The sequence below is a fragment of the Bdellovibrio sp. ArHS genome (genome assembly GCF_000786105.1).
Lineage (GTDB): Bacteria > Bdellovibrionota > Bdellovibrionia > Bdellovibrionales > Bdellovibrionaceae > Bdellovibrio.
In genome coordinates, this window is record NZ_JTEV01000001.1 from 115,871 (window position 1) to 136,366 (window position 20,496).

The window sequence follows — 20,496 nt, forward strand, 5'->3', positions numbered from 1 at the left end:
TCTCCTTTTGAGCTAACGTACCGTTAAGGTTTATTGTTTAATTTTAAGTTTCCGTTTCCAATTTGAGTCTGAGGCGCATATTCCAGAACATACATGTCCTGGTTATACTGTCCGTTGCCTTCGCAAATGATGTATTTGATCTGCACCGGTTCATTGTTTGAGTTCTTACCCAGAACTACCAAAGGCTGCGCACTGTGGGTCGGGCAAAGACTTTGAAACAAGGTTTGAACCTCATCCTTATTTAAATCCATGTAGAAGTTGTAGATACTTCGTGCCGCGATGAAGACATGGTCTTTGCGGAACACTTTCTCAACATCTTTCACCTCAATGACTTGTCTTGTGTTTCTATACAGACGCTCCAACTCGGTGAAAACCGTGCGCAAGACATTGTTGGCCATCCCAAGGCAATTGAAGCAAACTTCCTGCTCTTTCCAGCAAGAGTTCGCATCATTGCAGACGTTTTTGCAAAGAGCCTCGTCGGGACGGCAGTAGAGAGTGACACTATCCTGAAACTGTCCTGTGGGGCTGACTCTTACCTGAGAGCTCATGGACCACGCGTGACTTACGGATGTACTGAGGATGGCAATAATAAGAGCGAGTACGATCTTCATGAGCGGTCTCCAATCGCCTGACGGCAGGACTTATGAAAGCCGCGCATCGAGTGAACTTTCGTATCCTCGAGCTTACGTTCGTTGCAGGTGAAGCGTACAATACTATCGCCTTTACATAGATCGGAGCGAATCCACGCCTCGCGCGGGGAGCTGTCAGAAATATAACCGCGCTCTTGATTGTCGTCGACGATATAGACGGAATGCACTCTTGTATTAAATGTCTCTTCAAAGATAGCCGCTGCTTTCGCCGCACAAGTGTCGCTGAAGCAGCGCAGGCCTTTACCTAATTGCTCCACACAGTGGGAAGGGATCTGTCCATATTTTTTATAGACTTCAGCAGCGTAAGCGGCGTTCACGTTCCAAGACTTGGGAATATTCACTTTGTCTTTCTTCGCGTTGAAGAACTTCTGAAAAGCTCGGACAATATAGACCACGAACTTCGCCGGATTGATCACGCCGAAGGAAGATGTCGATGCTCCGGCGACGGCCATGAAGTTCATCGTGCAGCCGCCGCAGAATGAGCGGGCATTTTCTTTTCCATTGGCGAAATCGCTTGGATTGTTCGAAATGACTTCCGTCTGCTGTTTGCTATCACAATAATTCAAAGTGATGCCGGAAAAGGCGTAGAAGTTAAAGGTCCGAAGACCATTGTTATTTAATGAAACAGCACAAGGGGCGCCGACCAAAGGACCGAAGTCGGCAACTACGGAAGTTTGGATCTTTGATTTCTCAAAACGCGGGTCAAACTTGATGGTGCCATCCTGAACTAACTGTTTGAAGGACGCCACACGCGGGGCTTTGTAGTTGACGTCGATGTAAATCGGAAGAATGTTCCAGCCGAAAAGTGCGGTGTTGGCAAGATCGGCCATGAACACTTTATTCATTCTTTGTGTCTGAAACCAGGGATCGTACATCTTGCAGGTTTTCAACTCTGAATAAGGGTTGAAAAGATTGGGGTCCGAGGATTTCCCCGCTAAAGGAATCAAAGCGTCGGCATACGTGGATACGGCATAAAGATCCACCATGCTCTTGATCAAAAGACGGGTGCAGTCGATAGAGTTGTAACAAATAACCTGATTTGCGGAGGAAGACCCCGTTTGAGTCTTCCAGGAAAGAAGCGGCATTCCCGAAAACGTGGCCGGCACAAACTTCTCACCAGACTCTTCGTTTCCAGTGATTTGCAACATGTCCTTCGCCCAAGGGGCGAAGCCTTGCTTGTTAACGGTATAGCCTGATTTATTCCAGAAGTTGGTTTTTTCTAGCTCGTTGCATAGTGGAAGGATGCGTGATGAGACTTCTTTGAAGAAGTTTACATGCTCTGGCAGTGACCGTTTTTCAGAATAAGGCATTTGCGTCAGGTTTTTTAACTGCGCAATGCGCTCGATGTCCGTCTTTAAAAAGTCCAGCGTTTCATCACCAGCAAGACGAATTTCAGTACACATATAGTACAGTTCATTCATGACCTGGTCGGAAGAGCCTTCATTTTGTATTGCGGTTTGAACCAGGGTCGTGAGCCCTTGAACGCCTAACTGATCTTGAAGCAAATTTAAGTGAGTGATCGCGGACTGGTATTTATTTTTCATTATACCGCGAGACTGAATCAGGTTTTTTCTAAAACTTCCTAGCCACTCTTCGGCCTTATCGAAGGATTGAGTTCCTAAGAAGTCATTATTCACTCCGCGAACTCCCTTTTCTAAGAGCTCAGCATCTGTTCCTACGGGAACAGTATCGAAAAATTCATTGTTATTGCCGCCACTGGCTTTGGCGAGCTCACGCAGACTGTTGATAGAAAGATATTGGTTGTCGCACGACGGTGCCGTCATACTGCGGCAGCCATTGGGCGTATAAAGAACGGCTTCTTCTAAGGCGATCGATTTAAAGAGCTTTCCAAAGGTTGGACTCATCACCTCAAGCTCGTTAGTGTGTCTCCACGCCCAGGACATGTAGATCTTTAAACTGTTCCAGAAGTCGAAGCCCTGAATGTCCAAAGACTTCGGATTTGTCGCCCAGTCCAATTGTAGGGTGACGAAACGATTGCTTAGCGAATCATCGGTGTCAAAGCAACTCGTGATGTAATCCGCCTCGTTCATGTAGGCCAAGGCAATGTCTTGAAGATTTGCCGCCGTCACTTCCGCATTGTGGAGGTGCCCTTGCAGCGCTGAAAACTTTTTAACGTAGTAGCAACCTAAGCGATCTTTAGATGAGTGAAGAGGAAAGTTCGCGCTGGTGAAGCCATCCATCGACAAGATGGCAGAGCGATTGCCAGCATTCTGCCAAAGTTGGCTTAAATAGTCTTGAAGACCCGTGCAGGCTGCCCCTTTGGACTGTTCGCAGGCACGCGAAACCTGAAGATATCTCGGAAGAGAAGCGGCCTTCAAGTTGGCTGGTAATACCGGCAGGTAGCCGCGCACCATCTTGTTCATAATATTTAACGTCATGTAGGCAACAGAGAGTCGGAACTCTTTCATCGCCTTGGCGGAAAAGGCCGCCGTGTCTTGTCCGGAAAGTTTAGCCACAGAGTTTGCCACTTTCGCAGCATTATAGCCGTCAATCATCACGAAGATGGAAGTCGTGGGCTTCTCTGAATCCAGAGCGCATTGTGCACGGTTGGTAAAAGGCAAAGGACTCAGAAGACTGGTCTGATGCGCCGGAATTTGCTGCGCCGGACTGAGGGCCGGAGCAGAAGTTCCAATCAGTATGATAAGCGCAATAAGTTTCTTCATGCGTCCTCGTTCAAGTTGCGTAGCTGGGTTGTTAGTTCGTTGGCTTGCAGTTATCTACTTTGTTCAACATTGTCGTGTAGAACAAAATCACAGTTTGATCCGCCGGAGAAAAGTTACGCTTAGTAGAACCGTCGGTGTTAACCATGTTGTACATGTAAGTGTTTACGAAGCGATACACGGAAGGTGTTACACGCAAAGTGGAATTACAAACATAATTTTTGTAAGTGACAGTGATACCTGCGTAGTAGTCACTGTTGTTCTGATTGCCGTTTTGGCTATCGCCGATGTAGAAGTTGTTACCAGTACCATTCGGAGTGTTGCCGTAACCAACTTGGAAGCTGACTGTCCAGCCAGAACCCGCGCTGTCGGTGCCTACGATAGAACAAAGATTGCCACGGCAAGCAACAGCCATTTCGTTTTCAATTTTTCTTTGAATTTCGGTTTCAGAATAATGGGGATTGGGACGAGGATCATACTCGGGGCTGCCGCCGTCAAATTCGTCAGCGTGAGCGCCACTTGTCGCAAGAATGAGCGACACCAATGTTAATTTCAAAAGGTTCTTAGTCATGAATAACTCCGTGGTTGCAGACGGCAAAGGATTCTCTCTAGGTACCGATGACGTTCATGTGTTTTCAATCGATGCTGTTTGTAAACGAGTTTGCGATTTTTTAAAAGAGTCTTTTTAACTATGTTTTTAAATTCTTAGTTCTCCCACGATCAAACGATGGGAGCGCAATTTTTTAGTGCGATATTCATTCGCAATATCAGTTTTTACAGAGTGAATACGATATTGTTTGTTTACGAATTTAAGTGTTTGTTATCTTAAGGAATTGCTTTCGAGTGTGTCTGCTCGAACGTGTAATTTCATAAAATGAAATTGCACTTGTTGTGCTTTTTCTACGTCGTGATTTTCTTACATGTCATTGTTCTAGTCAGAGAACATTTTTATGGTGATCCCATGATTCATCCACTCGGGGATTAGGGGATAAATGATGTTTTCTCTTTATGAAAGCTGAGTTTCTCTCTTCTTTTCTAAAGTGTTTCATGTTGAGTTTTTAAGATATTACTTCTCGATAAAATCTTTTTCGTGATCGTTGCGACGTAAAAAAAGCGGATGAATTTTCGAGCCTTCACGCACTCGACTGCGACTGATCAGATGAGAACTCACCGGAATTCCCAGTGCGAGGATGAGTGAAGATGCTAGCAATAACAATACGACTTCAAGTTCAGAAAAATACAAAGCACCGCCCAAACAGAAGCAGACGGCACCGAGTGTCGATGCCTTTGTGATCGCAGCGATGCGGGTTAAAGTATCGGGAAATTTAATAGCTCCTAAGGCGGCTAACAGTATTGCGATGGCACCTAAGAGTAATACAAAGTCGGCAAGGAAGTTCATTCGGTCTCCTTGGTCTTTTCGATATGGTAGGCAAAAAGGGACGTGCCTATAAAAGAAAGAATTGAAAGAACGATCACCAAGCTCATGGCCCTGACATCGTCCAACGCGATAGCGATAATTACTGTGACGGCAATAAGAATTGCCGTCAACAGATCGAAAACGATTGCTCGATCAGCTCGGGAGGGACCTAAAAGCAAACGCAGGCAACCAAGAATTAATGCGGCGAAAAGAATGATCGAGAGAGCAGTGATCATCATGAGTTCCTTTGTTGAAACAGTTCTAAAAGTCGTTCCTCATAACGGCTTTTGAGTGTTTTGAGTGCGTCTTCGGGTCGAGGGGCATGAAAGAAGTGAATGTACAAAATCGCCTGGTCCCGCGAGATGTCCACGACCAGCGATCCCGGTGTCAGAGAAATTATGAACGATAGTATCCACAGAGCCCGGTGATTCTTCAGGCGAGTCGGCATACGCACAATGACCGGTTGCAAATGTTCATTTGAGCGAAAGAGAGCGGCCGCCACATGAAGGACTGCAATAAAAAAATCGTGTACAAAAAAAATGGCAATTTCCATAGAGATTCTAATTTTTTTCATAAAGGATTCTTCCGTTCAGGATGAAGTTCGGCGGCAATACTTTGTGCGACTACAAATACCTCATTGGCATAAAGCCCCATCAGTACGGTCCAGAAATTCAGAATGAGAAGAGGCACGACGAAGTACTTCCAACTACGAGGTTTTGGATATTGGCTAAAGTGTGGCGAAGGTTTAAAAAACACGCCCAGCCAAATTTTCAACATCGACATCATAGTTAGAAGACTGACGCTCAGGCTAAACAGAACGCCCAGGACTTCTTTTGCTTCAAGAAGAGCTTTGAGGGTGAAGACTTTCGCCCAAAATCCCGAAAGTGGTGGAATGCCCGCCAAGGAAAGTGCAGGAATGGCAAACATGAGAGCTAAAAGGGGATCGCTTTGTAACAGACCGCCTATTCTTGAAATCTGATTGTTTTTCTCGCGCGCTTCAATATATGAGACGATAAAAAACAAATTGGTCTTCACAACCATATGATGCAAAAGATAGTAAATGCAGGCCGCCAAACCTAAAGAGGTCCCCAGAGCCAAGGCTAAGGCGATGTAGCCCACCTGAGAGATAATGTGAAAGGAAAGGATGCTCTTCATATTACCCTGAGAGATCGCGCCCAATGCCCCCAGAAGCATCGAGATCAACGCTACCGCTTGGATTAAAAATGTTAAAGAGGTGTCGATGACGGGAAGATGCGGAGCTAAAAGACGGACCAGTCCGTACAATCCCACCTTCGTCAGGAGTCCTGAAAACACCGCAGCCATTGGCGTCACCGTGTAGGGGTAAGAGGCGGGAAGCCAAAAATAAAACGGAAAAAGCCCCGCCTTAATCATAAAGGCAAAACTCAAAAGGCCTAGCCCCACAGTGAATGTAGCAGAAAATGGTGTCGGCATCTTCGTTAATTGCTCAATATTTAAAGTACCTGTAGCACTATAGATAAGGGCGACAGCTCCCAGAAACAAGAACGATGAAATCACGCTCAGCACAGCATACTTGAACCCACCATACCGGGCATTTGGGGACTTCAGCAGCGTCGCCAAAAAAAATGAAGACATCAAAAGAATCTCAAACCAGACATACAAATTAAAAAGATCTCCTGTTGAGAATGCCCCCAGAATCCCCAACATAAGAAAGTGAAATAGCGGATAGTATCCGCGGCTCTCAACGCGCAGATTGCAATAGGCGATCGAGACGAGAACGCCGCACAAGTAAATTAATGAAGAAACCACGATCAGGGCGGCACTGAATAGATCCACTCTGAAGACGATACCAAACGGCGGGCTCCAGTTACCAAAAGCCAGTTGTATTGGTCCCGTTGACCAGACACTCCAAAGAATAGATATGCTGACGCAGAGATTGATAAATGAACCTGCGAACGATAGCAGTCTTTGTGCCTTCAGGGCATTTCCCAAAAGCAGGGTGCTTAAAGCCATGAGAAATGAAATCGTTACCGGAAGAACCGTTATCATTCGTCCTCTTTCATTTCATCTAGGTCAGTCAGCTTCTCAGATCTCTGTGCAAAATAGGCAAACACCAAAAGAACTGTTTGGATCGCCAAGCCAATAACAATGGCTGTGAGTATTAAGGCCTGCGGTAAGATATCAGTGCGCGACCCGCTTTTAAGAATATACAAGTTGGTGGCGTGACCCAATAAAGAAATTCCTATGATTAGACGAAGCCAGTCTTTGGATAATACAAGCCACATACTAGCGGCAAATAGAAGAGCAATAATCACGATGACGTCCTTCCATTGATATTAAAAACAATCGCGGTCATGACTCCGACAATCACGCAGTAAACCCCGACATCAAAAATGAGCGGAAGACCTAGTGGAAGAGTTCCTGGCCACCAAAGGCCCGTCAACGGAGGCAGGGATTTCGCAATGACCGGGGTGAGGCCTGAGAAAAAGCTTAAAAGTAAGCCGCCCACAATCCATCTTTGGCAAGAGCCTCTAAGAAATGTCGCCGTGGATTCTTCACCGAAAACAAGAGCATGAAATATCAGAGCTATCGACAGAATGAGACCCCCGACAAAACCTCCGCCGGGGTTGTTATGACCGCGCAGTAGAAGAAATAAAGAAACCAGCGCAAAAAGAAATATGAAAAATGTGGTCGATGTCTGGATGAGCGGTGAAAAGTGAAAGCGACTTGGGGATTTTTTCTGCCGTCTAAAAAGAAAAACACAGCCCAAAGCAACAATGCTTAAGACGGTAATTTCACCCATGGTATCCAGCGCCCTAAAGTCGACCAGGATGATGTTAACGATGTTTAAACCTTTGCCCAAGGGCAGGGCATTTTCCGTAAAGTATGGTGATACCAACGAGGGCACTTTGCCGTTCTCCAGAACTGAAACCAGCCAAAGCATGCTCACAAAAGACAAACCCGTAAACAAAAGTCTTAGGCTTTGATATCCTGTAGTAAAAGGAACTGACCGCGATCTTAACGGCATGATGAAATAGATTAAAATCACCAGCGACACCGTTTCGACTGTCATCTGTGTCATTGCCAGGTCCGGGGCCTCTGAAAGAAGAAATAAAAGTCCCACTCCGTATCCGACCAACCCCAATCCCATGACCTGTACCAGAGCCTGCGGGCTTCTTAAAATTGCCAGCAAACCTGCCAGAAGAAGGGCGACCGCAAGAAGTTCTGGTCCCGAAGAAATATCGAGGCCGTTAAAGCCCCACGGTGCTCCCAAATTCAGGGCCATCCAGAATAGCCAAATCCCAATGGGAAAAAACAACCACAACAGATAGCTGCTCAGTTTTCCATTTTGGAAAATCGCCGTCACCCAACTGGCCAGAACGGGTAAGACTTCATTTTTTTCTTTTCTTTGTTGATCAAAACGCAGCCAGATTTCGATATGTGAAAGACGTTTCATAAAAAAGTAGGAAATGAATCCCGCCAATAAGAACGAGCTGATACTTAGGACCAGGCCCATATTGAAACCGGTCCAAGCCTGAAGTTCCAGATCGGTTCTTTTTAGCAAAATAGAGGACACAATGGGTTTCAAGAAATAGTCATTAAAATCTTTTAGAAAAAAATTTGAAATCCATCCCGCCATCGCCAGGCCGAGAGCGGGTGCCCACATAGAAAATTTGGCCTCGCGCAAACCTCTGTTGGGACGGGGATCCTTTTTCAGAATTAATTTTAAAAGTCGATAGGCCACCACGATAGAAAGGGCCCCAGTGCAGACCAACACAGCTAACAGCAAAGAGTTTTCGCCTTTAAGCTGAAGAGCGGATGTCAGCAAATACTCTTTTCCCAGAAAACCCAATGTAAAGGGCAGTCCTATCATCGAGCCTAATGACAAAACCATCGCCAAGGAGGTGATGGGCATTCGCCGCATCAGATTAGTGATGCTATAAAGACTGCGAGTGCCGATCTGTTTATCGATGTTACCCACGCAAAGAAACAAACTGGCTTTGTAACAGCTATGGGCAAAGATGTAGGACACAAAAGATTTCCACGAGTACTCATGCGGAATTCCCAGAAGAATAAATATAGACCCGAGTGCACTCACGGTCGTCCAGGCGAAAAGTTGTTTAAGGTCCGTTTTAAATAGCGAAATAATCAGGGCTCCCAAAGAGGTGATGCCGCCGATGGTGACCAGTAAAACAATCCATAAAGTGGCTTCCTGAAACAGCGGTGAAAACCGCGCGAGCAAAACGGCGCCCAGCTTTACCATGGTGGCCGAATGTAAAAAGCAACTCGCTGGGGTGGGGGCTTTCATGGCGTTGGGAAGCCAAAAATGAAACGGAAACTGGGCCGACTTGGTGATGGCCGCAAACACGATCAGCCAGATCAATAATGAACTATTCTGGAGTTGCGTGTCTTGATGACGAATGATTTGATCCATGGACGTGCTTCCAGTCACCTGATTGAAAATAAGAAGAGCGGTTAGAAGTGACAGTCCGCCTGCCATATTCACGATCAGGGCTTGACGTGCGCTCTTCCGGGTCTCTGCGTCCTCGTAGTGAAAAGCGATCAAAAGGAAGGAACAAAGGGCGGTGGCCTCCCAAAAAGTAAAGAACAGATAAATATTGTCCACCCATAAGATTCCCAACATGCTTCCGGTAAAGAAGAAAAGCATGGGAAAAAATCTTCTCGAATCATCCTTGGAAAAGTAAGCTCCGGCATAAATACTGACGCACATCCCAATGCCCATCACGATGCAGGCGAAGAAGTCGCTCAAACCATCGCGATGTTCGGGCCATTGTTGATTTAAGAAAGAACTGATCGCCTCGATGAAAGTGAAAAGGAACGGCAGAACGAAAAGGCCTCTCCAGATTGTGGTCGGGGCGCGCATAATCCAGCGGGAAAGAATTGCATAGATGAAAAAAGAGAGGATCCACCAAGTCATAGGTCATGATCTCTAATCTCGGGTTTTAAAGTCAGGTTTCATTCTTGTCATAGTTCATTGGTCTTTGTTGATGTACATGGAATGAAAAAAAGGGCGGACTCGAAAGCATGTTATGCTTCAAGAATGAGACGTGGAATGATTGCCTTAAACCCCATGGCCGGAGAAAGTCCCTCTATGGAGTCTTTCTGTGAACAACTTCGTCATCTTAAAAACGAGGGGTTGTTGGATGAGCTTTGTGTTGTTTCTGTTGTCCATAAAAGCTATTTCCCCTTTTCCTCAGAAGTCTATCGCGAGCGTCAAGGTGAAATAATCAAAGACATCAAACAATCATTGGCTTCGGGGCTTCACGAAAGAATTCCCTATCGGGAAATACAGGTTCTGGAAGCGCCCACTTCGACTGATGAAGACGTGGTGCGCACGATTGGGAAGTGGATCTTTAAGAAACGAACTAACTTTCTAATTTTAGGCGTCGATAGCAATCAGAGTCTTGCCCACGGAGCCGTGGGGGGCGTGCCATCGACCGCTTCTTTTCTTTCGCCCGTTCCTTTGCTAGCGATCAATGTCGGCGTATCACCTGAAGAAGAGTTCAACGGGCCGCCCACAGTCTTGCTGACTGTTGATGCTTCCGAACCACCCAGTTTAAGGGCCCTGCGCCGTTTCGCCAAAATCGTGGCTCCTTTGCAGCCGCGAATTCAGCTGCTTCATGTCTTGCGCAAACGAAAACTTTTAGGTCCTCGATTGCGACCGGTTGCAAACTTCGATAAGGCCCGCCGTGTGTTAATAGAAACCTCGCAGCAACTGCAGAATTTCGGAATTGAATGCACGATGGACATCGTGAAGGAGCAACGAAGCGTGGCTCATACCATTGTCAATTACGCCGAAAAAAATAATATCTGGATCGCCGCTGTAACGTCACCGGTGAGGGATATCAAGCACCGTCTTCTGTGGGGGTCGACGACCCACAGTCTTTTGGGACATTTAAAGTGTCCGCTTTTAGTTTTGCGAACCAGTTGATTTTGTCGCCAGGCTTTCCGTTAGTCCCAAAAAGAGACTTGTGCGTTAAGGTCTCCACAATTCTTGACGCCGATATCTGACAGGCGTAAAGTTGAGTCATTATGCCGCTTTTCGCATTGCGCACAGATCTGAAGCCTCTTTTAAAACCGATTTTGTTGGTTTTAATCGTGCTTTTTTCATTTCAGATCGTTCTCGCGAACCTTTCTCTGGCGCATTGTCATACCGAAGTGACAGCGACGGAATCAGGTAGCACAGCCGGCGTGGCTCATGGATTTACTCACGAACAAGACCACCCCGCCGATGATTCGCATTGTGGCGATTTGGGCTTTTGTCTTTTTGGTCATTGTCACATGCATCACTGTTCCGTCCTAGTAACGGATGCGTCAGTGAAAATGTCGGCAATATTGATTCCGAGCAATTTGGGTTTCCTTAAAGATTCCCAGCTTCATTCTATTTTGCCACTGGATAAGCCGTGGCAACCTCCGCGCAGCCAGTCCTAAAACACTGCCCACAGAATCTTATTTAAAAATCTTTCGCGAAACTGAGGTTATCGCATGTTAAACGCTATTATTAGGTTCGCTTTGAACCATCGGTTGCTCGTCGTCGCGGCAACAGCGCTGATCGTTGTCTATGGAGCCTTGACCGTGAGTCAGCTCCCGATCGATGTTTTTCCAGATATCAATAAGCCGACCGTAACAATTATGACTGAAGCTCATGGTATGGCGCCTGAAGAGGTCGAGACCCGCGTCACTTTTCCTATCGAGTCTTATCTGAATGGACTTCCGGGGGTAGAGCGAATTCGTTCTCAATCCGGTATTGGACTTTCTGCGATCTATGTTGAGTTTGAATGGAGTACGGACATTTATCGCAATCGCCAACTGGTGCAAGAAAAGTTGGCTTTGGCCAAAGAACAACTCCCTAAAGACATTTCGCCGACAATGGGGCCGATTTCTTCTTTGATGGGACAGATTCAGCAAATAGCTCTGTACTCGGAGGACGCTTCTCTCAATCCCATGGAGGTTCGCAATATCGCCGAGTGGGTGATCCGCCCTCGTCTGATGACGATTCCTGGAGTGGCGCAAGTTATTTCCATTGGTGGCGGACTTAAACAATACCAGATTCTGCTGTCTGCAAAGAAAATTAATACCTATCAGATTAGTTTAGAGCAGATTGACAAGGAACTTGCTCAGATCAGTCAGAATACAACGGGCGGTTTTCTTGAAAAAGATCAGCAAGAGTTTTTGGTCCGAAATATCGGGGTTGTCGAAACACTGGATGACATTAAAAACACAAAAATTGGCCTGCATTTCGGTCGACCGATTTTTGTAAAAGATGTTGGCGAGGTTGTTGAGGCTCCAAAAATAAAACGGGGCGAAGGCAGCTTCATGGGAAAACCATCCGTGGTCATGACTGTTCAGAAACAGCCCGGGGCCGATACGGTTCAGATTACCAGAAACATTGAAAAAGCCATGGAAGAGATCAAACCTTCACTTCCTAAAGGTTTGATGATCAACACCGATGTCTTTAAACAAGCTCGTTTTATCGAGACCTCAATTCAAGGTATTCAAGGCAAGTTGAAATGGGGCACGATCTTGGTTTTTGTCGTGCTGTTTATTTTTCTTTCCAATTTACGTATGTCCTTGATTACCTTAACGGCCATCCCCGTGTCGTTCTTAACGACGGCTTTGGTTTTCAAGTGGTTTGGTCTTTCGGTGAATACAATGACCTTGGGTGGTTTAGCCATTGCGATCGGTGAACTGGTGGATGACTCCATCGTCGACGTCGAAAATGTTTTCCGCAGACTGCGGGAAAATGCCAAGCTCGCTCAGCCCCGCGGCACCCTTAAAGTGGTGTATGAAGCCTCTTCAGAGGTCCGAAACTCTATTGTTTTGGCGACCATTATTATTGTGATGGTGTTTCTGCCGCTCTTTAACTTATCAGGTCTAGAAGGGCGTCTGTTTACGCCTTTGGCCATCGCTTATCTGACGGCCCTGATGGCCTCTTTGATCGTTTCACTGACCGTGACACCGGTTTTGGCTTCGTACTTCCTGGGGGCCGTTCATCTGAAAGAGCACCAGGACACGCGCTTTGTGCAAAAGCTGAAGAAGTGGGACCGCCAGATTTTGGAGTGGGCTCTTCCGCGCTCAAACCTGGTTCTGGGAGCAACCTTAGCCTTGGTTGTGGTCTCGATAAGCCTTCTGCCTTTCATGGGGAAGGATTTTTTACCTCAGTTTAACGAAGGCACGGCGATGATCAGTGTCAGTGCGCCGCCGGGGACCAGTCTGCAGCAATCCAATGAATACGGAAATAAAGCAGAAGCTCTCATTATGAAAACGCCCGAGGTTAAGTCGGTATCACGTCGCACCGGGCGGGCCGAGTTGGATGAACACGCCATGGGGGTGAATGTCAGTGAAATGGATGTGGATTTTCATGCTCAGGGTCGCGCCAAGGAAGTGGTGATTGCCGAGATTCGCGAGAACCTTAGCAACGGACTTCCCGGATTGGCGGTGAACATCGGACAGCCGATTGGCCATCTTATCGATCACATGCTCTCAGGGGTGAACGCCGCCATCGCGATCAAAATTTTTGGACCTGACCTCACGACGTTGCGGGAAAAAGCAGCGGAGCTAAAAGAAGCTCTAGAAGGGACGCCTGGACTTGTAGATTTGCGAATCGAAAGTCAAGGCCTCATTCCTCAAGTGAAAATTCACGTTCTGCGTGAAGAGGCCGCCCGCTATGGCATGAGTCCCGGAGAAATCACGTCCTTGCTTGAAGGAGCGTTCAACGGAGAGTCGGTAGCGCAAGTCATGGACGGCACGCGTGTGTATGATGTGTTCTATCGTTTCGATGACAGCTCAAAACAAACCATGGAGCAAATGCAAAAGACGGTAATCAAAACAATGCCCGACGGAAGAAAGGTTTTGTTAGAGCAGGTGGCCGACGTGTATGAATCCACAGGACCTAACGAGATCAATCGTGAAAACAGCCAGCGCCGTATTGTGATTTCCGCGAATGCCAACAAACGCGACCTGGGCAGTTTGATCGCTGAAATTCGCAGCCGGGTTGAAAAGAAAGTTCAGATGCCCGAGGGATACTATGTGGTTTACGGCGGGCAATTTGAAAGCCAGCAAAAAGCCACCCAAAAAATTCTTCTTTTTGGTTTGATCTCTTTGGTGGGAATCATTCTGGTTCTGTACTCGCACTTTAAATCCAAGACGATCACGGCGCAAATCATGACAACGATTCCCTTCGCATTCATCGGCGGAATCATCCTGTTGTTTTTTACAGATCGTATTATCACCGTGGCCAGTCTTGTCGGCTTCATCACTCTTTGCGGAGTGGCTTCGCGAAATGGTATTATGATGATCTCGCACTATCTGCACTTGATGAAATATGAGGGCGAAGCCTTTTCCAAAGAAATGATTATCAGAGGTTCTCAAGAGCGACTAGTGCCCGTCATGATGACAGCCTCTGTGGCCTCATTGGCATTGCTGCCTTTGGTTTTTGCGAAAGGTCAGCCCGGCAGTGAGATCCTGCACCCCGTAGCCGTGGTGATTGTCGGAGGACTCGTGACGGCAACAATGATCGACATCGTTTTAACTCCGACGATTTTCTACCGTTTCGGAAGGAAATCGGCAGAAAAGTATATTCAAGAAGATAAATCGGAAATTTTATAAAGGAAAAAAGAAATGAAAAAATGGATCTTAACACTTGTTTTGTCTTTGTCTTTACCCGCATTTTCTCACGAAGGACATGATCATGATGCCCCTGGGGCGGTGCAAGCCCCCAAAGGGGGAGTTATAAAGTCTTTAGAAGAGTCACATGTGGAAGTGGTTTCTAAAGGAAGTGATCTCAAGATTTATCTGTACTCGAAGGATTTAAAGCCCGCCGAAGCCTCACGTTTTAAAATTAAACTCACAGCGGAGCTTCCCCGTAATAAGAAGAAAGAGTCTTTAGAATTCAAAGCGCAAGGAAATATGCTAGAGACTCATTTCGATGCGAAGGGTTCGCATCGTTACACTCTGACCGTGCAGATCGTTGATTCCGCTACCGGTCACGACGACGCGTTGAAGTTCAACGTCGAACCAAAAAAATAGAGGACGATATGAATCTCACATTTTATCTGGTTTTAGCGCTCTCATTGGGAGTTGGCGTGCCATCCATAGCGGCAGAAACGATTTCCTTCGAAAAAATTGAAGAACTCGTCAAAACGAAAAATCCCGCTGTTGAAGCCATGAAACAAAAGACGGAAGCCAAAAAAGACCGAGAAGGTTTTTTTACTCGGTCTTTTTTGCCGGACGTGGCCGCGGAAGTCTCGCAAGAGACCTTTAAAGTAGGCAGCGATTTGAACGACACGCAGTCCGCTTGGAAAGTGGAAGCGCAAATGAATCTTTTCCGTGGCGGCGAAGACTCTGGTGAAGAGCGGGTGCGCGAATTAGAGACCAAGGCGGCCTCGGCAGAGGCTGCGGAGGCGTTAAGAGCGGAGCTGCAAAAGGCCTATGAACTTTATTGGACGCTGGTCTTTAAGTTGGAAGTAAAAAAATCTTTAGAGGCGCATTTGCAGTTGTCGCAGAAGAATTTAACCGAAGCCAATCGCCGAATTAGTTCTGGAATTGCTACTAGTACAGATCGGTTGGAGTTTCAAATGAAGATCTCCCTCATCAAACAAGAGGCCGCGTTGATCGAGAAAGAGATACGCAGTCTTTCTAAACAACTGGGGGCGGCTTTAGGGAAAAACGAGGGTGTGCTTCCGCAAGGGCCTTTTCATCACGTCCATGATTGGGAAATCAACATTCAACCGTTGAAGACTTCGGATATTCCCGGCGTCAACAAGGCGCGAGTCGAAGTTGAATTGACTGAGGCACGTAAAAAGCAGTTGAAGTCTGGGTATTTGCCATCCATTGACGCTTACGCGGGGTATGCGGAACCGAATCAACGCGAAGAAGACGCGGTCTCAGTAGCCGAAAGAAAGGAATCTTATTTCGGTATCAAAGCGTCCTGGTCTTTAGGAAAAGCGCTCAATGCTTCCGTGGAACGCGGCAGTTTGCAAAAAGAATCTGCGGCAAAGGCCAAAGAGCTGGAATACCTGTTTAAGCAGACAGAAATAGAGCAAGAATCTATTTTGGATAGTTTAAAAACGCTGCATTCCTTCGTTCATGATGCCGAGGAAAACATCAAGGCTTCGCAAGCCTATTTGGATGCGACGTTAAAAGAGTATTCGCGTGGAGTCAAAAACTCGCCGGATGTTCTGGAGGCAACCGAGAAGTATATCGAAGCGCAAAAGAGATACGCTGAGATCAATCGCGAGTTCAACACCCTTTATTCCGCCCAATTGGCGTTGCACTCTTTGAAGTGATTTTCTGCAAAGCACCTGCGGTTTTTACCACAGGTGCTTTTTTAGTTAATGAATTTTCAGAGCTAGTTTACCCAAGTGATGTTCGCTCAACGCCTGATGTGCTTCGGCCGCTTTTTCCAGAGGAAAAATTTTCGCAACATGGATTGTAAAACGGCCCGTGTCTATCATGCGATGGAATCGGTGAAGAATGTCCTCATCCGGATCACCATCATAGGTTTTAACCAAAGGGACGGAAGCCATGGGGATGTCCACGCCATTCGGGGCCGCAGCTATGCCGTCGGGTTTTAAACACACAAACAGTTTATTCACATCCTTTCCACCTGCGGTGAAAAGGATGGCATCCACGCCTTGAGGGGCCTTTTCCTTTATCCGGTCCACAAGGTTTTCCGCATGACCATCCAAGGACTCGTCAGCCCCTAAATTTTTAGCAAGTTCTACACCGTCTTGACCCGAGGCCACCGCAAGCACTTTTGCTTTCATCTGTTTAGCCAATTGCACGGCGACATGTCCAATGCCGCCACTGGCACCAAAAATAAGAATACTTTGCCCGGGTTGAATATTGAGAATGTCCTGCAGTCCCCGGAGGGCCGTTACACCGACGCCAGCCATGACAGCAGCTTGTTCGAAGGAAAGGTTTTTCGGAAGAGGGAACGCGAGGCTCTCATTAATGGCGGCATACTCGGCATAGAAGCCACCTTTAGGATTAAGAAAGCCAGAGGCGTAAACTTTATCGCCCACTTTAAATCTCTTCACCTCGCTGCCGATCGCCGCGACCGTTCCAGCACCTTCTGAGCCTAGAATATAGGGAAAATGCGACTCTTCTGATTTGTACTGTTCGAATTCCCCATGCAGTTCTTTAGGGTCCCAGGGCCCGACGCCCGCGTAGGCAATCTGGATAAGAATTTCGTCATTGGCAAGACGGGGAATCGGAAGATCCTGAAGTCGCAACTCTTCAGGTCCGCCAAAATGATTGATGGAAATAGTATGCATGCTTTGGGGCGAATTCATAGACACCTCACTGATTGCCATCAGTATAGGAATATCTACTCGCGAGGGCGAGCCTCCAGAAGCTCCACGTGAAAAATCAAATTTGAGTTCGGCGGAATTTTGCCTTTGCTGCGATCCCCGTACCCTAGGTGGGCAGGTACAAACAGCGTGCGTTTTCCACCCTCACGCATTCCCAAGAGTCCTATATCCCAACCTTTAATGACCCGTTTTGCGCCAATGACAAATTCAAAGGGGCGGCCATGGTCGAAGGAAGAATCAAATTTCGTCCCGTCTTCCAGAAATCCTTCGTATTGACAAATTAAAAGGGCTCCTTTGACGGCTTCTTTACCTGCGCCAACAAAGGTGTCGGTTATTTTGAGTTCTTGATTGTCCATGGTGCATTGATACTTGGGGTGCTAAGTCTAGTCAAGAAAACGCCGCAGAAGGCGCTTCTGTCACTCCACACGCATTTTCTCTTGGAAAAAGTGGCGACAACTCTTAGCCTAGAAGGATGAAGACCTTTATTCTTTCACTTGTCCTGTTTTTCACAATTTCGGGGTTCGCAAATGAAGCCTGTGTTACTACCGAAGCACAGGATCTTTACTTGTATCAGGACCGCATTTTGTCTTTGGCAAAAAAAGCGACCTCCGCCGAAAGGCTAAAAGCGGACATGCAGCAGCCGTTGCGATGTTTGGTGGAAACCTACAAAGATAGTGACGATCTATTGACGAAGTACGTAGCGGGCGCCTGCCTGCAAAGGTTGATGGGAGGCCCAGAAGTTAAAGGTTTCAATAGAAACAAAGCCCATGATGTCGTTTATCAATCTTTGATTAATCAGCAGTTAGAACAAAGTGCGCTCTTAACAAAATCTGAAATTGCCGACTTCGCGCAAGGGAAGTGGCAGGAATATATCGATTTCTGTAAAGGCAGTGTGACGGAACTATTATGCAGTGAGCTTTTGCCGTCCAACGACCGGATTCAGCTGCAAAACGAAATGCTCGGGGCAACGTCCATGTTGGTGTTAAAAAGCGCTTACCATCAATTCTCTGGGGAAACAAAAAAGAAGATCCATCAGCAGATCACGAAGTTGTACCGCGAGACTTCCAAGAACTCTCCCTTAAAAAGACGCGTGATTGATCAAATATATCAAGAGATCAATAAAACCCCTCTCGAACTGCGCGGCTCTTAGTCGTTTTCCAAAGACGGGTGAAACTTCCTCACAATAGAATTTCTACGTGTCTTAATCCAACACAATTCTTCCAAGCGGCCATGGTATTGAGGCCCTGGCTGTTAAAAATTTAACGTTTTGGTGACAATTGCTCCCCGCCATCAAGCAGAGTCCCCTCGTTCCCGATCTTCTAAGTAGCATGTAGTACGTAGGAGGAAATGCGAATGGGACTATCATTATCACTAAAAACGAAATTATTGCTACTCTGCGCCTTTCAGGCTTCGGTCTCCATAGGAGTGGGTGGAATTGCTTACTGGAGTTCTAAGAAAATTGCCTTTACCTATGAAAAGGTAACACAGAAAGTTCTACCCAATGTTCAAAACGCGGATGGAATGTTTCTGAGTTTTCGTAATGTGCGCATCGGTCTGCGCAGTTTAGGTCTCCAAGGCCTGACTAAATCCCAAAGTGATGGATTCGTTCGGCAAGTTAAGAATGATATGGATGATTATGAAAAATATAAAAAGGCTTATCTTGCTGAGCCATTCCTGCAAGGCGAAGTAGAGTTGTGGGAAAAAGTTGATGCGTCTTGGAATTCCTTCAAAGCTCTTGGGGCGCGCGTTTTACAGCTCCATCAATCTGGCACGCCTCAGGATCTGGCAGCAATGAATCAAATTTTTTTTAAGGACTGTCCCGAAGCTGCGGAGGATTATACAAAAAACTTTAGTTCTCTGATAAGCTTTCATAATAACAATGGTGCGAACTGGGTTAAGGACTCCCGAGAGACTACTTCGGAAAGTAGTCTCTTAATGATGTTAACTATTGGAATCGGAGTGGGGGGAGGTCTTCTAGTAGGTATGTTCGTGGCTGTGTCCTTGACTAATTCGATACGGCGGGTCTCGCAAGAGTTGTCCGAAGGTGCTCGCCAAGTTGAAGATGCGGCCGGGCAGATTTCAAATTCTTCGCAATCGTTGGCGCAGGCGTCTTCAGAGCAAGCCGCATCTCTCGAAGAAACGGTTTCCACGATGGAAGAACTCACCGCCATGGTGAAGGTGAATAGCGAAAACTCAAAACAGGCCGCGGCTCTCGCACTCTCCACCAGAGACGTCGCTATCAAGGGTGAAGCTGAAATCAAAACGCTCATTCAAAGTATCCATGAGATTTCTTTAGACTCAAAAAAGATTGCCGAAATCACCTCAGTTATTGATGACATTGCCTTTCAGACGAACCTTTTGGCGCTAAACGCCTCTGTAGAAGCCGCGCGCGCCGGCGAGCAGGGAAAAGGCTTTGCCGTGGTGGCAGAGGCTGTACGAAACCTGGCGCAAAGAAGCGCGGACTCGGCAAAGAGCATCACCGCTCTCATCAATGGCAGCGTTGAGCGCATCCTCATCGGCAGCGAGCAGGCCAATCAAGGTGGTGTGGTTCTTGGTGAGATCGTCAACGCCGTTAAGAAGGTCGCTGATTTAAATAAAGAGATGGCCACTGCGAGCGAAGAGCAGTCGAACGGCATCACGCAAATTGGCAAGGCCATGAATCAACTCGATCAAACGACACAGCAAAATGCCGCAGTCTCAGAAGAGGCCGCTGCCGCCGCCGAGGAATTGTCAGCGCAGTCGCAATCGCTTCTAAGGAATGTGGACACACTTGAAAAAGTTGTGAGTGGTGGAGTTTCAGAAGAGGACGCACGGAGGTCCTCTTTGGTTCCGGCATCTGTGAAAGTCTAATGGGTATCAGGCGGTGTTAAGTACCCGCCTTCCGGGATTAAGAATTTTTTTTGTAAAAATATTTTTTGAACCTTAGATTCTACACTGCGGAGATTTTGAGCAAAAAGCCCTGTTTTAGGTGGTTTTTTGGGCAAAAGGGTTGATTTTGCTGAAAGCATCAGCAAGATGTGATGTATCAATGCCGTCATTATAGGCATTAAAAAAGCTTGCATGGGCCGGTAAATCCAACTATAAACCGAGCCTCCTCACTGATCGTTTGTGAATTATCCAAACAGGGCAACGGGCTAAACCATTGATTTGTATTCATTGTTTTAGTCAGATGCTTTTTAAAGCGAGGAAACACGAATCTTTTTTTAAAAATATTTTTTGAAAAATGATTTTAGGGTGTTGACAAGGCCGCAAGGTTTCGATACAACCGTCTACCTCGTCGCTATGAAACATTAATGACGAGTAAGATTTCGCTCTTTGAAAACTGAATAGCTAGAATGATAGATTTTTGGGCTCTTAGAATATTAAGCAATTAATATTCACAATTTCAAAAATAAATTCGAACAAACACAGCGTAAGCTAGTTGTTTGCTTGAG

At 46.6% G+C, this 20,496-nt stretch carries 19 protein-coding genes; 7 read left to right on the forward strand and 12 right to left on the reverse strand.

What is annotated here, in order from left to right; all coding sequences use genetic code 11:
- Positions 1–23: 23 nt before the first annotated feature.
- The 9 genes from OM95_RS00575 to mbhE form a co-directional block, all read right to left on the reverse strand.
- Positions 24–611 carry a hypothetical protein gene (locus tag OM95_RS00575; protein WP_041869117.1) on the reverse strand — a complete coding sequence of 196 codons (588 nt, stop codon included), beginning with the start codon at positions 609–611 and terminating at the stop codon, positions 24–26.
- Positions 608–3,334: a hypothetical protein gene (locus OM95_RS00580; RefSeq protein ID WP_041869120.1), complete on the reverse strand. Its 2,727-nt coding sequence runs from the start codon at positions 3,332–3,334 to the stop codon at positions 608–610. The genes OM95_RS00575 and OM95_RS00580 overlap by 4 nt, the downstream gene beginning before the upstream one ends.
- 31 nt (positions 3,335–3,365) lie before the next feature.
- The gene (locus tag OM95_RS00585) at positions 3,366–3,902 is read right to left on the reverse strand and encodes a hypothetical protein (RefSeq protein ID WP_041869123.1); all 537 of its coding nucleotides are present in this window, start codon (positions 3,900–3,902) and stop codon (positions 3,366–3,368) included.
- A gap of 495 nt (positions 3,903–4,397) precedes the next feature.
- A complete protein-coding gene (locus OM95_RS00590; protein WP_041869125.1) occupies positions 4,398–4,730 on the reverse strand; it encodes a monovalent cation/H(+) antiporter subunit G in 333 nt (110 codons plus the stop codon).
- Positions 4,727–4,987, reverse strand: a complete 261-nt coding sequence (locus tag OM95_RS00595; protein WP_291515393.1) for a monovalent cation/H+ antiporter complex subunit F — start codon at positions 4,985–4,987, stop codon at positions 4,727–4,729. Before OM95_RS00595 ends, OM95_RS00590 begins: the two co-directional genes overlap by 4 nt.
- Entirely contained in the window at positions 4,984–5,322 is a 339-nt protein-coding gene (locus OM95_RS00600; protein WP_041869127.1) for a Na+/H+ antiporter subunit E, read from the reverse strand. Before OM95_RS00600 ends, OM95_RS00595 begins: the two co-directional genes overlap by 4 nt.
- The gene (locus OM95_RS00605; protein ID WP_041869130.1) at positions 5,319–6,776 is read right to left on the reverse strand and encodes a proton-conducting transporter membrane subunit; all 1,458 of its coding nucleotides are present in this window, start codon (positions 6,774–6,776) and stop codon (positions 5,319–5,321) included. The genes OM95_RS00600 and OM95_RS00605 overlap by 4 nt, the downstream gene beginning before the upstream one ends.
- Positions 6,773–7,042 (reverse strand): sodium:proton antiporter, encoded by a 270-nt coding sequence (locus OM95_RS00610; protein WP_291515394.1) that lies wholly within the window; start codon positions 7,040–7,042, stop codon positions 6,773–6,775. The genes OM95_RS00605 and OM95_RS00610 overlap by 4 nt, the downstream gene beginning before the upstream one ends.
- A complete protein-coding gene (gene mbhE / locus OM95_RS00615; RefSeq protein ID WP_291515395.1) occupies positions 7,039–9,666 on the reverse strand; it encodes a hydrogen gas-evolving membrane-bound hydrogenase subunit E in 2,628 nt (875 codons plus the stop codon). Before mbhE ends, OM95_RS00610 begins: the two co-directional genes overlap by 4 nt.
- 123 nt (positions 9,667–9,789) lie before the next feature.
- Between mbhE and OM95_RS00620 the strand changes: the two genes are divergently transcribed.
- The 5 genes from OM95_RS00620 (at position 9,790) to OM95_RS00640 (ending at position 16,036) form a co-directional block, all read left to right on the forward strand.
- A complete protein-coding gene (locus OM95_RS00620) occupies positions 9,790–10,680 on the forward strand; it encodes a universal stress protein (protein WP_041869135.1) in 891 nt (296 codons plus the stop codon).
- A gap of 101 nt (positions 10,681–10,781) precedes the next feature.
- Entirely contained in the window at positions 10,782–11,180 is a 399-nt protein-coding gene (locus tag OM95_RS00625) for a hypothetical protein (RefSeq protein ID WP_041869138.1), read from the forward strand.
- A gap of 54 nt (positions 11,181–11,234) precedes the next feature.
- Positions 11,235–14,357, forward strand: coding sequence for an efflux RND transporter permease subunit (locus OM95_RS00630; protein ID WP_041869140.1), 3,123 nt, complete (start codon positions 11,235–11,237; stop codon positions 14,355–14,357).
- Between the two features lie 12 nt (positions 14,358–14,369).
- Complete coding sequence (locus OM95_RS00635) at positions 14,370–14,777, forward strand: hypothetical protein (protein ID WP_041869143.1); 408 nt, start codon at positions 14,370–14,372, stop codon at positions 14,775–14,777.
- 8 nt (positions 14,778–14,785) lie between these two features.
- Positions 14,786–16,036 (forward strand): TolC family protein, encoded by a 1,251-nt coding sequence (locus OM95_RS00640; RefSeq protein ID WP_041869146.1) that lies wholly within the window; start codon positions 14,786–14,788, stop codon positions 16,034–16,036.
- 45 nt (positions 16,037–16,081) lie between these two features.
- Here OM95_RS00640 and OM95_RS00645 read toward each other — a convergent pair whose 3' ends face one another.
- Together OM95_RS00645 and OM95_RS00650 are read right to left on the reverse strand one after the other, a co-directional pair.
- Positions 16,082–17,044, reverse strand: a complete 963-nt coding sequence (locus tag OM95_RS00645; protein WP_041869147.1) for an NADP-dependent oxidoreductase — start codon at positions 17,042–17,044, stop codon at positions 16,082–16,084.
- 35 nt (positions 17,045–17,079) lie between these two features.
- Positions 17,080–17,418, reverse strand: coding sequence for an FKBP-type peptidyl-prolyl cis-trans isomerase (locus tag OM95_RS00650; protein WP_041869149.1), 339 nt, complete (start codon positions 17,416–17,418; stop codon positions 17,080–17,082).
- A gap of 116 nt (positions 17,419–17,534) precedes the next feature.
- Between OM95_RS00650 and OM95_RS00655 the strand changes: the two genes are divergently transcribed.
- Together OM95_RS00655 and OM95_RS00660 are read left to right on the forward strand one after the other, a co-directional pair.
- Complete coding sequence (locus OM95_RS00655; RefSeq protein ID WP_041869152.1) at positions 17,535–18,212, forward strand: hypothetical protein; 678 nt, start codon at positions 17,535–17,537, stop codon at positions 18,210–18,212.
- 203 nt (positions 18,213–18,415) lie between these two features.
- The gene (locus tag OM95_RS00660) at positions 18,416–19,912 is read left to right on the forward strand and encodes a methyl-accepting chemotaxis protein (protein ID WP_291515396.1); all 1,497 of its coding nucleotides are present in this window, start codon (positions 18,416–18,418) and stop codon (positions 19,910–19,912) included.
- Here the strand turns inward: OM95_RS00660 and OM95_RS00665 are convergent.
- Positions 19,909–20,100 (reverse strand): hypothetical protein, encoded by a 192-nt coding sequence (locus OM95_RS00665; RefSeq protein ID WP_291515397.1) that lies wholly within the window; start codon positions 20,098–20,100, stop codon positions 19,909–19,911. The genes OM95_RS00660 and OM95_RS00665 overlap by 4 nt on opposite strands.
- Between the last annotated feature and the right edge of the window lie 396 nt (positions 20,101–20,496).